A 13,926-nucleotide genomic window follows, 5' to 3' on the forward strand; every position below is an offset into this window, starting at 1 on the left:
GTATTCGAAATCGGAAAAGCTCATCTGGCTCATAGGCGGCTCGGATCAGGTGGTCAGGCGTATTTCAGCACATTTGAAAACTTGTTCGGAGATTCCCTAGGTCGTTGTAGCTTTGCAAACAGGTCACATAGCTGTCTGGTGAACTGGGCTTATTCGGCTCGGGGAGGATGAATAGGCCAGCATTGCACTGGCCTATCTTTGGCGTCGGTTACATCTCTTTCAGAAGCTCTACCGCGAACTCTTCGTCGGTCACATAATCAGGCAAGTCTTGTTTGAAGGTCTGCATCAGGTATCCACACACAGGAGACCCGTGACGCAGACCGTCTGATACTGCAGGCTTACAGACGTCCAGAGCTAGCTCAAAACCCTCTTGCTTACCTTGTTGATGGCCAACCAAAAATCCAGCCTCCAAACCTTTGAGATACCCGCTGGCTTCTCCCGCACCGAACCCAGCCTTGTAGCCTTCAAAGAAGTTTTGCTTTGCTACGGGCTCAATTGCTTTCCACATTTCTTCCAAGTTTTCTGGGGTCATAGCGTTCACTCGATTGGACCCACACAATTGGTTTTATCTGTAGGCGGTGTGAGTGGCACCAGGCAGACACACTAAGCATATCCCCCCAGCTTTACTGCCTACCAGCAATGGGCGGTCCAACACAGATTCACAACCCACTGGGGCGATAGTCGCAATCCGAAAATAGCCGCTGCATTGCATGCAGGGTACGAGCAAAGACGCTCTGCCAGTCAGCCTCACTCAACACGCTGAGCCATGGCCGACTGCATGGCTTCGAGAAATTTGGCTGGTTGTTTGATACATGGCGTTGTAACCGGCGTGCTGCCAATGGCAATGACGGTTACCTGCCCATAACCAAGATAACGACCCAGCAGCGACTGATCCATGACAACCGATTCGACCCGAGTAATGGGCAACTCAAATGTCAGGCGTCTAAAAACACCGCTGGCATACGTCAAGTGCTTTGGGTGCAGCTCGATTCTGGTGGAGAAGAAAGTGATCAGCGCACTCCCCAAAGCAGGAAAGCAAGGCACAAATAAAAGCCAGAGAAACGGGTAGGGCGGGCCAAGGCTGATGACAATGGCAACCACTAAAAATGGCACTATGGCCAGAGCTATTCCAATCCAATGCATTTCTGGTTTATAGAGCAAGGGTGCGTTCGATGTTTGATCTGTCATAGGAATGAACCGCCGTAGAGGAGCTGTGAGGGGTGCGTGAGGAGCGATACGTTAAAAAGCGAACAGCCCCAAGGGTCGTTCGCTTTGAGGGGCTATCGGCGTCAATTAGGCTTTTCCAGCAGCGACCGAATCAAACTCAGATTCGGCGTGGTCATGTCGTCCATCCGTGTTGTTGGGTAACTCATTCGGGTGGCGAGGAGATCCAGGCCGGTATCGACACTTTCTTGCGCAGCTTCGAGGTCATCACCATTGAAGAACGCCTCGGTCTCAATTAGATCGTTTCGGGTTGCACTGTAGTCGACCACATTCGCCATCCACGGCATGAGGGCTAAATTGCGCTCTACAACCAAAGCCATCTCCGACTTGTCTTCACGAGATGAGAAGCCAGACCCTACCTCATCGGCGAAGTTGTCATCGAAACCCTCAGCAGCAACGGCTGAGTTGTTGCCATGCCTGATGTTGAAATCGTGGGTTGGTTCGCCTTGTTGATAGGCCTCAAGTGGTATGGACTCCGGCATGTCATCAAAGTAGGAGTCGAGCATCTGGTCCACTGACTCATCGGTCGATGCATGCGGCATATTCGAACCGCCACCACCTGCAGATCCTGATCCAGAGGAATCATCATCGGATTTGGAGAGATCAAGCCCTTGGTTACTGTTGAGGAAGTCGCCAATGCCGGATTGGCTGGCGGCGATGCGAATCATGTTCTCTGGCGCGTCCCTGTCTTCGGCCAACTTTATGAACAGGCTCACGACATCGTTAGGGTTTTTTATGGTCGCGCCATGGATAGCCCCCAGGACACCACTCAGCTCCTCATTTTCATCTTCCAAATCGAGCCCAGCATCGAGGTTGCCCAGCACATCCAAGTGCTGAACAGACATCTCAGAAGCCATCATCTCGTCATTGACGGCTTTCAGTTCAGGGCTTGTTGCTACTCGTGCCTGAATGTCACGTATGGCAATCATCGAGCCGAAGTAAATGGTCATCTCGCGTAGGAGTGACCGCGATTCGTCGCTAATCATTTCACCGAGTTCAACCCACTCAGGCAGCGGGCATATCTCCACAAGCTTGCTAATTTCAAGCTGGGATGGGATGTGAACTTTCGCCATGCGTACGGGCCACCAATGCTTCAGGTAGCACATCTTTGGGTCATCGCTCTTTTCCTGAATCCCGTGGTTGAAAACTTGAGCTTGGTGGATGTCACCTTGGTACATGATGAAGGCTTGGCCAAGCCCCTGTTTACGGATAGCGGTGGGGTTCAAGCGATAGCGCTTTCCAACATTCACTTGCTGAGAGGCGTAAATATTTCCGAGGGAGCCCTCAATGCTGTAATGCCCACGTTCGAGAACAGTGGCTTCCCCAGATAGCTCACACGCGAGCTTTGTGGTGTCGTCGTCATCCAAGTACATGATTTGCTTGAATGCCGAGTTAGCGAGGATTTGTTTGGTTGTTTTTTCAATGTTGAGAAGCATGCCAGGCGCATCTTGCGTCCCAGTAAGCACGCCAAACCCGAGGCCACGAGCTTGGGCGTTGATCATCTCCTGACCCTCAACCAGCATGTACGCATTTTCGTCGTTCATGATGCCGTACGGGATGTCTGAGTTAGTTGGCAGGTTATGGACCACCTTCTCAGCGCTGCCTTCAAACACGGTCCCGAGCCCGACAACCATACCGTTACGTGTTGCAGTCAAAACGATTTTGCCGAGGTTTGCCAGCTCGTCGCCTGACTTTTCCATACTAGGCAGAAGCGTCATGATAATTCGGCCATTCAAGACTGCGTCCTGATAGTCGATCTCACCTTGACCAGTTAGGTAGATGTGGCCGTAGGTGTCCGAGAGAGATGCCAGCGCTCGTGTGAAATATGCCTGAGCAAAACCGAATTGACGGGTGACCTCTTCGTTTTGCTTATCAATAGGCTTCTTTTCGTCGTAGCCAGAAAGTGAACTCAGGTAACCTACCAACGCATCGCGGGAACTCTTACCAATGAAGTTGTTGTGGCAGAGTCCTACGAAATCTTTGAATCCCATGAATCGACGAATGACAGCAGGGTCAATCTGGAGCTTGCCCATATTCCGCAGGTCATTCAGTCCAGGCATGATTGCGGCAACTAGTGCAATGGCTCGCTCTGAGAAGATCTTGTTATCGCCGCCACTTGGCGGCATAAGCGATACCAGGAGCTGCGTATTGGAGTCGGGTGTGCCTCTAGCAAATATGCCAGCATCGTTCGAGCTTCTTGATGCTGGGTCAACGTTTTCAGGATTCTGGCTTTTGATATAGTTCGTGACACGGAAGTCGAAGTCGCGGCCAAAAATTCGGCAGAAAGTTGCAACTTGAAACATTGCTTTAGGTGCAGCTTTTGCATCCTGGAACGCTACGCCGCTCCCGACGCTTAGATAATTGACTATATAAGAAACTATGCTTTCAGTTTTTCCCGCGCCTGTTGTGCCGAATAAAATGAAGTGCTGCGTTAACGATTTAAAGTTTGCCCATATTTCGAGCATGGTAATTCGGCAGAAACCAATATAAAAGCTGCCACGTGATGTATACCATCCACGATTAACGCCGGGTTTGGGGTCGTGCTTGTCTGGTATGTCAGCACCCAGTGGCAAGTGAATTGGCAACACATCAGGCTTGATGTTCACGGCCAATTGCAAGATTGCGTAAACGACTGCAAACAGAAAAAACCAAGCAGGGAAAATGATCAGAATAGGCGCCACTAGGCACGCATAAATAAAAGGAATGTTTGGCTGTTGAAAAGCGTCCCAAATTTTCCCGTAAAAAGATCGATGATCGACTACAACCTTTTCAAGATTGATCTCTTGGCTTTTTTGAATAATTGAGCTTTTCGCACTCATGGTTCATCGTCCTCTTGCGGCTTCCGTGCTTGCGCGCTTTGTGTGCGTTGTTGCTTCTGAGGGGCTACGAATCCAGTCGAATTAACAGGGCCGGTTGAGGCCTCATTAGCATCCCTGATGGTTTTGTTTGCGTCTTCTACCATGCGGCGCTGTGCGTCTTCGCTGTAATCGCCAGGATCAATCCAATGCTCTTTCATCATGGTGTCCAGGTACGCATATACAGCGCTGGCCACCGCTGGTTTAAGCAGTTTCTTCTTCATCAGGTGCTCGACCTGATAGTGAGCCCATAGACCAGCAACCTCCCAGTAAGGACACTGGCCACCATGGGAGCAGAGAAGGATGAATAAGGTGCGGTTGACGGGGCGCAACCATAAGAAGTTTGAGTGGAACAACCGCCCATTGGAGCGGGCAAGATCCAGAACGCCATACAAGACGTTGTAGCGATGGGCGTGTATGTCCGCGACTGCCTTTATGTCTTCACGGCTTTCATACTTGGCGATTAACTCATCGGCGCCTGTAATGTCGCAGTGATGGGGCGTAGTGGGGTTCCAAGCCTTATCGTATTTTGCCTCGACGAACGAAAAAGCCATTTGGTTAATCAGCTTCATAGCTTCGCCTGCGTTACCAGCCGCCTGAGCGCAGAACGCTGCGTAAAGCCCCCTTTCCATCGGTGGCAGTGATTTTGACCCTGTCCACAATGGTCCTAACTGAGCAGAAAATGCCTTGTTGGCGCGAGGAAGGTTGAGAGCGGTATACCGATAGTGGGGTAGTTTTGACCGCTTATATTTAAACTCTTGAAGCTTTTCATCTTTGCTGAAAGGCGGAATGGGGATCATCTTTTCCTCATCCACACTTGCCTTTGGGTCCAAAACCCCTGTTTTTCCTTTAGCGTGCGTCCAAAGAAGTTGGTTGTCTAATCCAAAGTCGATTGGTATGGCATAAGTACGCCATGGCCCATCATAGAGATGCATATCCAGCAAGTTTTTCCCTTTAATGATCGCGCTAGCGGGGAAGTGCTCAGCTTGAATTTCTATAAGGTCATATACGTTGTTAATCTGCCTGCGGTATTTAAACCGTTTGATACCTTTGCGGGTCTTCCAGCCAAAGTAAATCATCAATGCCGCGACGGGCCACCTGAGGACATAGCCATGCAACAAGAAGAGTTTGTAAAGCGCTTCTATCCCATAACCAGAAGGTTTGATTTTTGGAATATTTTTAAGCGAGTTAATCAGCGAGCTGTATTCAGCATCTGTCATTAAAAAAGAAAGGTGCGCATACACATACTTGAAAACAAAAAAAGAGGAGTAAAAACTGAACCACATTATGATTGGGCGCAATGCCCACCATAATCCATATACGAGAGCAATTGTGAGAACTAGAAACACGCCAAATTCAATTAGCCCGCTCGCTGGATTCTGTTCGTTCTTCATTTTTGATCACTCGCATAGAGCTTGGTAAACGCTTTCAATAATTTATCAGCGTAGATTTTGTTGAATTTCGGAGTTGCTGAATGATAATTGGCAATCATTCGAAGATAGTCATCTTGAGTTCGAACGTTAGCCAGTATGCTTGGCGTGATAACACTTTTTAAGTGGCGCGCAGCTACCATTGCGTTGACGCAACCATCATTACGTAGTCGCTGTTCATCAACTCCAATTGATGCGAGTTCTTTGCGGTGCATCGAGTTAATTTGAAATAGCCCTATATCATAGGTGCCATTGCTGTTCGCCCTACTGTCCCTCCCCACAGTTCCGCCTTCTACCATCAAAATTGCAAAAAGAATGTCAGTGTGAATTCCATATTTGGCAGACGCCCGCTCAATGCATTGAGTGCTTAGCGGGCGAATGCGGTCGGCACCGAAAGAGCTGCCAACCCATAGAGCCGCTACGCAAGCGATGAGACAGGCGCGTAGAGGGTATTTAGCCAAGGCGCTGTTCTTTGTTTTGATCCATGGCTGCTTTCGACAACTCGCGGCCAGGATTCAGGGTGCGAATGGCACTTTCACAGGAAAGCTCGATACCCTGATACACGGATTCAAAGCGCTCAATGACAGCAGATAACGGATACCCGTTTACGGTTGCTTCTTGTCGTGCTTCTTTTGGCATTTCTCGCAGGTTTGCAATCGTATCTGTGATACCGGCTTTCCATGACTGCGCCATCATTTCCCCGGCACTACTGAGCAGGCTATTCGCCATGTAGGAGCGCTCGGTAGGCTTGAGGGTGAAGCGATCAGTCAAGTCGTCGAGGGTGCCTTGAACTACACGCTCATTGAAGTAAGTGCTTATTTCCTGAGCAATTTTCTTCGAGTCGGCGTGAAAGTAGTTGAAGCACTGATACTCGGCCATGACGTTACATGTGGCCATCATCAGAGCGTTGGCTATTTCAAGGTCAGGGCTCGCTGAAGGGTAAGCGACGGCGCCGAGTTTGGTTGCCGCTTGCGCGTAGTCGATCAGGGGCTGAATAAAGCTGTCATCTGGCTTGTCCAGGACTGACGTATTCCCCTCAACAAGACTGTTGGTGATCAGCTTGATCACTTGGCCCGAGACTGTGGCTGAAAGCCATGCTGGCGCCTCGCCTTCTCGCAGCCCATATGCCTCCAGCACTTTGTTCGTGCCTACATTTGTGCGCATCAGCACTTTCCCCATCAGCGTGTTCGCTTGCTCGGGAGAGGCACCGTGTTTGCTTACTGCTTGCAAAATAGGGGCGAGCACCTTAACGCCATGGGCTGCAGCTTTCACTGCGGCATCGACGGTTTCGTCCCGCTCTGACCGCTGCTCGATTTGCAAAAAAGCATTTGCAATCACATCGTTCACGTTGGCCTTGAAACCGCCTTCCGGTGTCCTCCCTGTTTGTCGGCTTGTTAGAGCGTCTTCCATGTTTAAGGCCGTTAGTTGAGCATCCAATTCAGCATCAGATAGGCCGTGGTTATTACGGGAATTTTCATCCATAAGAGTGTGTAATCCTTATCGCATAGAGCCGAAAGAAACGGCCCTGCTAATTTGTGGTTTTTCAGGTTGCTCAACGGTCCCCATTCTTTGATCAAGCATGGTTTGTTGAAGCAAGGTTTTTGTGTAGAGATTCGGCAGATTTATCACGAGTTGCACTCGGTCATTCGACTCTAGTGCCTCGGTTACCCACTGCGTTTGGAGGTTTTCTAGATAGGGTTCAATAGGAATGACTTGTTGATGACTTGGTAGCGCTAGCCATTCTTCTGGCGTGTATCCGAGGTCTTTCATACCGACGCAGATACAGTGTTCCAGAGCTGAATCAAGCAGAGCCATACCCTTACTGGCATTGATTGACCCACTCTGCATTACACAAAGATTGCCGTAAGGGGAGCTGTCATCTTCCACCATGGTGAAGGGCAACATGTTCGCCCCATGGGGTGACAGTCCTCCAAGCCGAGCCAATGCATCAGCGTGAATTGCTAACGCCCAGGTCAACGGACCAGCCTCATCCACAGCCACTGCGGCGTTAACGATTTCACTACCCAACGAAAACGCTTTTGCGCCCATTTGACCAGCTCTGAATTCGAGCACCTCTGAAAACCGCCTGAAGGTGTCGAAGGGGTAATTGGACTGGCTCATGAATGCGCTCTGCACCAAAAAAAATGTATCGTAATACTGTACGTGATAATTTTAGTGATGTGTAGGCGTTGCCGTTGAGCGCGGATTGTACGTAGATCTCTTTAAACTCAAGGCTTAGAGCTGGGTTATGCTCAAAAGAATTGGGTTTTGACGGTGTGTTCGTTGGATAAACCAAACAACTTGGAGGTGTTATGCCTAACAGAGCTGAGTTACAGGGTGCTCGTGACATGCTGCTCCAGCAGGCTTACCAATTAGGGAAGGATGCCGCTACTGGGCAGGGGACAGAGCGGCTAGCGGACGAATTTCAACGGCTCCACCACCAAGATAACGAGTTGGTCCATGAGTTCATGCGAGGAGTGCATGAGCAAAGTGCCACTCACCGTAGCTACCAAGGTGTTTTGCTGGAGCATGGGCGGGCTAAATACAACAATGACCCCCGAGCTAAGATGAGCTACTTCGTCACCCTTGAAACGCCAAGAGGGAAAAAGTCGATTTGGGGGGTTGATTTGGAGCGGGCGATGAGGACCAGTCCCAGTGAAATTGGCGACATCGTTCAACTTGATTTCAAGGGCAGCAAGATCGTAACCGTTGATGCCGATATTCTCGACAGTCATGGGGACGTCATTGGCACCGAACCGTTAACAACTTCGCGCAATATATGGTCAGTTACGAAAACTGACGGTGCGGTGTTGGGCGCGCGCCAGCCTGTAAGTTATGCCGCAAACTCGAAAGTGCCGACAAAGGCGGGGGCGAGGCGTGAGGGTAGTCCCAGCGCCATGCTGGGTTCAAGTGGGCTTAGTGGCCTCAAGAACCTGTTGTCATTCGGAGGTAGTAGAGTCAATGCCAAGGTTGCCGATTACAGCCAGCATCGGGCCGAAACAGATCTTGCCGATGCGCTACGCACGGCAGGTAATCATATCGCGGCGCTTAAGGAATCTGGGTTGTCACCTCTCTCAGATGCCAGTCTCAATGATTCTGGCAAAGCTGATTTGCTAAAAGCATTTCTCGCAGACTCCACCCATACCGATCAAGTCTCTGAATTCGCCAGGCACCTCGACAAGCTAAGTGACCTGTCGGCAATCGTCATGGCTAAAGGCGTAGGTAAGGGGCTCGATGATCGAGCCGTACTGCGCAAGGCCGTAGACCCCATCAAGGATTTTATGAATGAGCATGAGCCTATCCTCAAAGCGCTGCACGTTGACAATGCATCGCTGTACGAGCGACTTGAGGGTGCCGTTCAGAACCTTTTGAAAATGTTAACCGATCTACTTGAGCGGGTTGGCGGGATGTTCAAATCTAGCAATGCTTCGAGGTCGGGACCACAAGTAGGAACCTAGGAGACGCCCACCAACTGCCAAGCCAAGCCTAGCGCCTGCAGGGTGGCTGCGTTGTACTCGATGGCGTTAGTCGCTTCGGCGGCAAGTGGATCGAGCAGCCCTAGCATCCTTCGACACCGGCCCATACTTCTTAAAATCCCCCGATGAATCACCTGTCAATGCACTGTATACGAGTCATGTGCTAAGATTTGTTCATAAATGCATTCTATTCGGTGCAATATGGAAGCAATCGGAAGAACCATCAAAAAGCTACGCAAAGAGAAGGGCCTGAGTCAGGCCGGACTGGCAAGCCAGTTGGGCATGAGCCGTTCGACGATTTCAAGCATCGAGAACAATACGATTGCCGAGATTGGTATACGGAAGGTGGAAGCCATTTTGAACCTTCTTGGGCATACCTTATCGGCAGTACCAGTTCGCCGCCGCCCGACCCTCGACGAGTTGAAGGAGTCCAACTTACATGACCAATAAAGCTTTAAATGTCTCTGTGCGAGGGGTCTCGGTTGGAGAGTTGGCGCGAGCGGATACTGCCAAAAAAGGTACCTCTTTCAGGTATCGCAACTCTGCTGAGGACAGCCAAGCCGTATCACTGACGATGCCTCTGCGACGAGACGATTAGAAGGCTACTTGGGCATGGAAGATTTTTGTGTCCTGTCGGGTTGGTCCTCAAACCGTAAATACGATGGTAGTTATGAGGGCTGCGCTCGCCAGATTAAGCAATTGGTTGACCCGCCACTGATCCAAGAATCGCTGCTGCAGTTCTTCAAAAACGTTGCGCTGTCGGCAGCGGTTAAAGGAGGTGATTTTCACGGAAAAAATGCCTCCCTCATATACGACCACACTGGTGATGACGCGATAATCAAGTTGGCGCCAGCGTACGACATCGTGACGACTACTCCCTACAAGCCTCAGGACATGATGGCGATGCTCATGGAAGGCAGTAAGGCATTTCCGAAGCACAAAAGGCTTTCACAGTATGGCCGTGTTATGTGCGGTATGTCCGAACGAGTCGTAGAGAGAACGATGCAGGAGATCGCTGACGGTGTGAGTGATGCTCGTAAAGAAATGATTGAGTACATTGAGGACAACCCTCAATTTGAGCTTGTTGGCGCCAAGATGTGCGAAGCATGGAATGCAGGTGTGACGCTCAGTCTCCTGTCGGATAAGCGGACCCTCACAGTTGACCTAGGTGAGAATAAGAAACCAGCTCCAACCATGAAAGGCCCTGGCATGTGACTATGCTGTTCCTGCCATGACCCTTACATCTCAAGCCCAGCTCCGCGTTGGGCCTAGTGCGTATACGTACGCTAAATCTTGAATCTGATGAGTAGAGGTAACCCTGAGTGGGCAAAAAGAACGACGGTAAAATTGAGTTTGATGATGGCGGATCAAAAGCAGGCGCCTCTATCAATAAAACGCTTAAGGACATCGAAGCGTTGCTGACCGGAGGTGAGCTTAGTCCGGATTACAACGCCAAAATGCGTGTGGAGCTGCGTGCAAAGCTTTTGGAGGCGTTTGAACAGGTTGGTAAGTCTTGGTACCGCAAAGGCTTCAATCGTGGCCACAGAGAGTCCTTCGAGCAGCAAGAGACCCATGGCGAGGTCCCACGCGTGCTTAGGACGACTACAAGTCGATGTCTCACTGCTTCAAGTAAGAAGCGAAAGTACAAATTGCTGTCTCGCATTCGGAATAAATCGTGATGGCATGGCAGTTGAAGGTGATTCAGTTATCGGGCTCAGATGAGCAAGCCTGACCTTCGCTCTATGGCGCAGATCAACCCAGGTGAGCTGGTATTGGCATTGGGGCCGGTGTGGGTGGCTTGTACCGATGCGCTGCCTTGGAATGACTTCCGCTCCCACCTGCGATTTGTGGTGTACAGCCCGGCGTATGGTGGCGATATGTTCATCTGTCGGTTCCATCTCAGCGGCGCGAACTGGTGGCATCAGGGAATGCAGATGGGAATTGGAGGGGTGACTCATTGGCGGGTTGCTGACGACAACGAGCAGGATTTTACAGCAACAGCTAGGCAAACCCCCGAAGCTAGCCAACCTGTAGACCCCGAAGCGCTGTTAATGCTGCAGCGCTGGTGGAACTGGTACGCGGAGTACCGTGGAATCGAGCAGTAATACCCTGAAATAGCCATGGAACACCTCAGGCCATGCTCTCTGCTGCCTGAGTTGAGCCTGATGGCGAGCCCCAGCTAATCCAGCGTCCAGTTGCCATCAATGGCAAAACCGTTAATCAGCATGTCCATGCCATAGGCTTGGCAAGCACAACATAATTCCTCATGCTGTGTTTTTATACAGCTGTAGGGGCATTTGCTGTGTCTTGGTTTACATCTGATGACGAGTTTGAAATTCCTGCGGATATTTTGGATCGGCTGGAGAATCGAATAGATGTCGCATCCCGCTTCGATGAACCTGAGCGCTCCAGTGTCGTGCGTGTGGTCGACATCTACCAGAAAATTCGCTGGCGCAATGTTCAGCTGGAGACAGAGCTGATCGCTGCTCAAACCAATATGGGTTACATGCGAGAGCAGATCGAAGATCTAGTCCGAAGACTTCGCAAGACTGGCGATGAACCCAAACGGTAGGTGCCAGGTGCGTTAGTGCAACCTAGGGGAAGCGTTGCTTCCTAGCGCCTTGGTGGCGGGGTAGAGCAATCAGCGTGTAAGACAAGGACAATGATCTAAAAGCGCACTGCGCGGATTGTACGATCCAAATGCAAAGGGGAAGAGATCACAGATCTCGGGCATTTGGATTTTCAGAAGTTTGGCAAAGTTAATTGCCTTTGGCCGCGCTCACTCCTGCGTAATCCGAGAGATTGCTCAGTCACAGAAACCCGCGTAGAAGCGGCTTTTACGTTTTTGATCCATTCCTTGCCTGGATACAAGGTCACCTCAAAGTCAATTGGAGTGGGGCGCCCACGTGGTCGACGAACTGGAAAAATCTCCTCGATGTCATAATCCTCAAGCAATCCATCGACTTTCATTTTGTTCAATTCTTTGGTCAGCGCAGCCATGCTCCCTGCTATTCGCACATGGTTCAGTCCAGCAGTGAGACGCTTCATCTCACACAACCTGAACGAGAATGGCGTCGATGTGGAAATGTTGGGGGCAATGTAGTGCATGTACCTGATCAGGTATGCACCAGGTGGGGTGTAGTTCTTAATGATCCCCATTGGAAATTGACGATAGGTGACGTTGAGGATTGCGTGAGCGATCAGAGGATGGAGTTTAACCCTCCACACATCATCCCCATTTGAGACCTCAAGCTCATCTTTGTTGCGCTCAAAACCGGGCAAGATGGGGTCGCGGTTGTCTTTGAGCAGGTTTTCGCCTGAGCCGATTGTCATGATGCTGCTAGACAAGACCTCTAACGCTTCGCGAATCTGCGTGTTGCTCAGGGTGCTACCCATCGCCTTCAGAGTACGGGCTAAGCCACTGATGGAGAACTTCACGTAGTAAGCAACTTCGCCCTTGACCGAGTGCGTTTCGGCCTGAAGACATGCATGGTGAATGATGGCTTGTTCAACGGCTTGCTCTTTAACACCAGGATACCGACGTTGCGGCTTGGAGTTTTTCCGGTTCGGGTAGTAGGTGCCAGGGAAAAGTGTGATGCGGGCTGCTTGGTCACCAATGTTGAAATCAATAACGTGATCGTTAGGAACCGTGCCGTCTTTGGTATTCAGGTGCTCGCCGCTGTACTTGGGGATCTGCTCCCACAAAGCAATCACATTCCCAAGACCATTGCGCTCCAGATCACTGTTACACAAGAAGCCTTGGAACAGCCGCAGAGCTTCAGTTGGACGGTTTACCGGAGGTGTCGGTTTAGGCGTGAAAGCGCCTTCTTTACCGAAGAGTTTGATTTTCTCTTCTGTGACAACAGAGGGATTCGACATCCGGTAACTCCTTTGGGGGAGGATGGCTCGTAGCAATTGAAGCGAACGATAGACGTCCCTGGCGCAGGCCCGCAACAGGGGTAAGAGATAAAACGGCGTTTAATCAAGAGATGAATCAGGCGTTATTCATTGTTTCCTGAGCGACTCCATACGTCGTATAGCCCTCAACCCCCAGCGGGCCGTGCGTTATAGCCGAAAGACCCTGCTTGAAAAAAACTTTCAGCCTGTGGTTCATTTGTTGGCCGGTTTGTGATGTTTTTGGCGATCTCGCCCTGATCGCAGCGACCCAAAACTCCGAACTAATCAAACTGGCTTTCAACCTCGATGATCTCGACAGCAGCAGCGACCAGGCTGGTGTGCTTCAGTGAGATGAAAGAATTGAAGGAGAAGGAGAAAAGAAGAGAAGGGAGATTCTTAAAACCCCAGTCTTCATTGGGGCTGGACCCGAATAAGAAGTGATTTATCTCCTTGTTATCGCTGGGTTTATCTCTCGGTTTAACAGGGGTTTGTCTCTTTTACGTTCTGAATATCAGCTGATTTATCTCTCGGCTTTTTAGAAAAATACGTCATGGTTGCGTGCCCTCCACCGATTATCGCCGGATCTATCTCTCGGTCATGGTCTATTAAGGGGCTTTTTATCTCTTGGCATCCCTCTTTTACCTGTGGATATGTGGGTTTCGACTGGTTGAATTCTGACCACTTTTGAATATGTTGCGATCTATCTCTTGGTTATTGCCGTTTTCATCTCTTGGCGCCGTCATGCCTCGGTGGCGCAAGTGAAAAGCCAAGATTGAGCGTAAAGCCTCTTGGGTCAGGCTCATCTAGTTTATGCACTGAATATCGCGAGTTTTGTCTCTGGGGTTTGCGGGGTTTGATCCTCGCAGGGCCCCTGCAGCAGCTGCAGCCGTGAATATCGAGCGATCTATCTCTTGGTTTTACGAGGTTTCATCTCCTGCAGGGCTGCTGCTGTAGCGGCTGGCGCGAATATCGGGCGATCTGTCTCTTGGGTATACGCGGTTTCATCTCCTGCAGGGCTGCTGCTGTAGCGGCTGGCGCGAATAT

General features: G+C 50.5%; 16 protein-coding genes. 8 read left to right on the plus strand and 8 right to left on the minus strand.

Annotated features, from left to right (window positions below; all coding sequences use genetic code 11):
- Positions 1–208: 208 nt before the first annotated feature.
- From ACZRMS_RS25755 to ACZRMS_RS25785, 7 genes are all read right to left on the minus strand, one after another.
- Positions 209–532 carry a hypothetical protein gene (locus ACZRMS_RS25755; RefSeq protein WP_463997595.1) on the minus strand — a complete coding sequence of 108 codons (324 nt, stop codon included), beginning with the start codon at positions 530–532 and terminating at the stop codon, positions 209–211.
- A gap of 215 nt (positions 533–747) precedes the next feature.
- Positions 748–1,188 (minus strand): PH domain-containing protein, encoded by a 441-nt coding sequence (locus tag ACZRMS_RS25760; protein WP_463997596.1) that lies wholly within the window; start codon positions 1,186–1,188, stop codon positions 748–750.
- 101 nt (positions 1,189–1,289) lie between these two features.
- The gene (locus ACZRMS_RS25765) at positions 1,290–4,043 is read right to left on the minus strand and encodes a type IV secretory system conjugative DNA transfer family protein (RefSeq protein WP_463997597.1); all 2,754 of its coding nucleotides are present in this window, start codon (positions 4,041–4,043) and stop codon (positions 1,290–1,292) included.
- Positions 4,040–5,473: a secretion/conjugation apparatus DotM-related subunit gene (locus tag ACZRMS_RS25770; protein WP_463997598.1), complete on the minus strand. Its 1,434-nt coding sequence runs from the start codon at positions 5,471–5,473 to the stop codon at positions 4,040–4,042. Before ACZRMS_RS25770 ends, ACZRMS_RS25765 begins: the two co-directional genes overlap by 4 nt.
- Positions 5,470–5,970: a lytic transglycosylase domain-containing protein gene (locus ACZRMS_RS25775; RefSeq protein ID WP_463997599.1), complete on the minus strand. Its 501-nt coding sequence runs from the start codon at positions 5,968–5,970 to the stop codon at positions 5,470–5,472. Before ACZRMS_RS25775 ends, ACZRMS_RS25770 begins: the two co-directional genes overlap by 4 nt.
- Positions 5,963–6,991 carry a hypothetical protein gene (locus tag ACZRMS_RS25780; RefSeq protein ID WP_169873062.1) on the minus strand — a complete coding sequence of 343 codons (1,029 nt, stop codon included), beginning with the start codon at positions 6,989–6,991 and terminating at the stop codon, positions 5,963–5,965. Before ACZRMS_RS25780 ends, ACZRMS_RS25775 begins: the two co-directional genes overlap by 8 nt.
- A gap of 15 nt (positions 6,992–7,006) precedes the next feature.
- Positions 7,007–7,630 carry a hypothetical protein gene (locus tag ACZRMS_RS25785; RefSeq protein WP_169873063.1) on the minus strand — a complete coding sequence of 208 codons (624 nt, stop codon included), beginning with the start codon at positions 7,628–7,630 and terminating at the stop codon, positions 7,007–7,009.
- Between the two features lie 227 nt (positions 7,631–7,857).
- Here ACZRMS_RS25785 and ACZRMS_RS25790 point away from each other — a divergent pair, with 227 nt between their 5' ends.
- The 7 genes from ACZRMS_RS25790 to ACZRMS_RS25820 all read left to right on the plus strand — a co-directional run bounded on the left by ACZRMS_RS25790 (position 7,858) and on the right by ACZRMS_RS25820 (position 11,557).
- The gene (locus ACZRMS_RS25790; protein WP_463997600.1) at positions 7,858–8,967 is read left to right on the plus strand and encodes a hypothetical protein; all 1,110 of its coding nucleotides are present in this window, start codon (positions 7,858–7,860) and stop codon (positions 8,965–8,967) included.
- 219 nt (positions 8,968–9,186) lie between these two features.
- Positions 9,187–9,435: a helix-turn-helix domain-containing protein gene (locus tag ACZRMS_RS25795; protein WP_463997601.1), complete on the plus strand. Its 249-nt coding sequence runs from the start codon at positions 9,187–9,189 to the stop codon at positions 9,433–9,435.
- Complete coding sequence (locus ACZRMS_RS25800) at positions 9,425–9,583, plus strand: HipA N-terminal domain-containing protein (protein WP_463997602.1); 159 nt, start codon at positions 9,425–9,427, stop codon at positions 9,581–9,583. The genes ACZRMS_RS25795 and ACZRMS_RS25800 overlap by 11 nt, the downstream gene beginning before the upstream one ends.
- Positions 9,584–9,597: 14 nt before the next feature.
- Positions 9,598–10,200 carry a HipA domain-containing protein gene (locus tag ACZRMS_RS25805; RefSeq protein WP_463997603.1) on the plus strand — a complete coding sequence of 201 codons (603 nt, stop codon included), beginning with the start codon at positions 9,598–9,600 and terminating at the stop codon, positions 10,198–10,200.
- 107 nt (positions 10,201–10,307) lie between these two features.
- Positions 10,308–10,664 (plus strand): hypothetical protein, encoded by a 357-nt coding sequence (locus ACZRMS_RS25810; RefSeq protein ID WP_463997604.1) that lies wholly within the window; start codon positions 10,308–10,310, stop codon positions 10,662–10,664.
- Between the two features lie 39 nt (positions 10,665–10,703).
- Positions 10,704–11,090 (plus strand): hypothetical protein, encoded by a 387-nt coding sequence (locus tag ACZRMS_RS25815; RefSeq protein WP_463997605.1) that lies wholly within the window; start codon positions 10,704–10,706, stop codon positions 11,088–11,090.
- 197 nt (positions 11,091–11,287) lie between these two features.
- Positions 11,288–11,557, plus strand: a complete 270-nt coding sequence (locus ACZRMS_RS25820) for a hypothetical protein (RefSeq protein WP_169873069.1) — start codon at positions 11,288–11,290, stop codon at positions 11,555–11,557.
- Between the two features lie 170 nt (positions 11,558–11,727).
- On the opposite strand, the gene ACZRMS_RS25825 is transcribed toward ACZRMS_RS25820, so the two are convergent.
- On the minus strand, positions 11,728–12,864 hold the full coding sequence (locus tag ACZRMS_RS25825; RefSeq protein WP_169873070.1) for a hypothetical protein: 1,137 nt from the start codon (positions 12,862–12,864) through the stop codon (positions 11,728–11,730).
- A 206-nt stretch (positions 12,865–13,070) separates the two neighbouring features.
- On the opposite strand from ACZRMS_RS25825, the gene ACZRMS_RS25830 reads away from it, so the two are divergent.
- Positions 13,071–13,232 (plus strand): hypothetical protein, encoded by a 162-nt coding sequence (locus ACZRMS_RS25830; RefSeq protein WP_169873071.1) that lies wholly within the window; start codon positions 13,071–13,073, stop codon positions 13,230–13,232.
- Positions 13,233–13,926: the final 694 nt, after the last annotated feature.

The organism is Pseudomonas sp. B424, from assembly GCF_055408345.1.

Coding starts and splice junctions, on each gene's coding strand:
- ACZRMS_RS25790 (WP_463997600.1), top strand. CDS start 7,858: ATGCTGCTCCAGCAGGCTTACCAATTAGGGAAGGATGCCGCTACTGGG.
- ACZRMS_RS25770 (WP_463997598.1), bottom strand. CDS start 5,473: ATGAAGAACGAACAGAATCCAGCGAGCGGGCTAATTGAATTTGGCGTG.
- ACZRMS_RS25785 (WP_169873063.1), bottom strand. CDS start 7,630: ATGAGCCAGTCCAATTACCCCTTCGACACCTTCAGGCGGTTTTCAGAG.
- ACZRMS_RS25795 (WP_463997601.1), top strand. CDS start 9,187: ATGGAAGCAATCGGAAGAACCATCAAAAAGCTACGCAAAGAGAAGGGC.
- ACZRMS_RS25815 (WP_463997605.1), top strand. CDS start 10,704: ATGAGCAAGCCTGACCTTCGCTCTATGGCGCAGATCAACCCAGGTGAG.
- ACZRMS_RS25800 (WP_463997602.1), top strand. CDS start 9,425: ATGACCAATAAAGCTTTAAATGTCTCTGTGCGAGGGGTCTCGGTTGGA.
- ACZRMS_RS25765 (WP_463997597.1), bottom strand. CDS start 4,043: ATGAGTGCGAAAAGCTCAATTATTCAAAAAAGCCAAGAGATCAATCTT.
- ACZRMS_RS25755 (WP_463997595.1), bottom strand. CDS start 532: ATGACCCCAGAAAACTTGGAAGAAATGTGGAAAGCAATTGAGCCCGTA.
- ACZRMS_RS25805 (WP_463997603.1), top strand. CDS start 9,598: ATGGAAGATTTTTGTGTCCTGTCGGGTTGGTCCTCAAACCGTAAATAC.
- ACZRMS_RS25825 (WP_169873070.1), bottom strand. CDS start 12,864: ATGTCGAATCCCTCTGTTGTCACAGAAGAGAAAATCAAACTCTTCGGT.
- ACZRMS_RS25760 (WP_463997596.1), bottom strand. CDS start 1,188: ATGACAGATCAAACATCGAACGCACCCTTGCTCTATAAACCAGAAATG.
- ACZRMS_RS25780 (WP_169873062.1), bottom strand. CDS start 6,991: ATGGATGAAAATTCCCGTAATAACCACGGCCTATCTGATGCTGAATTG.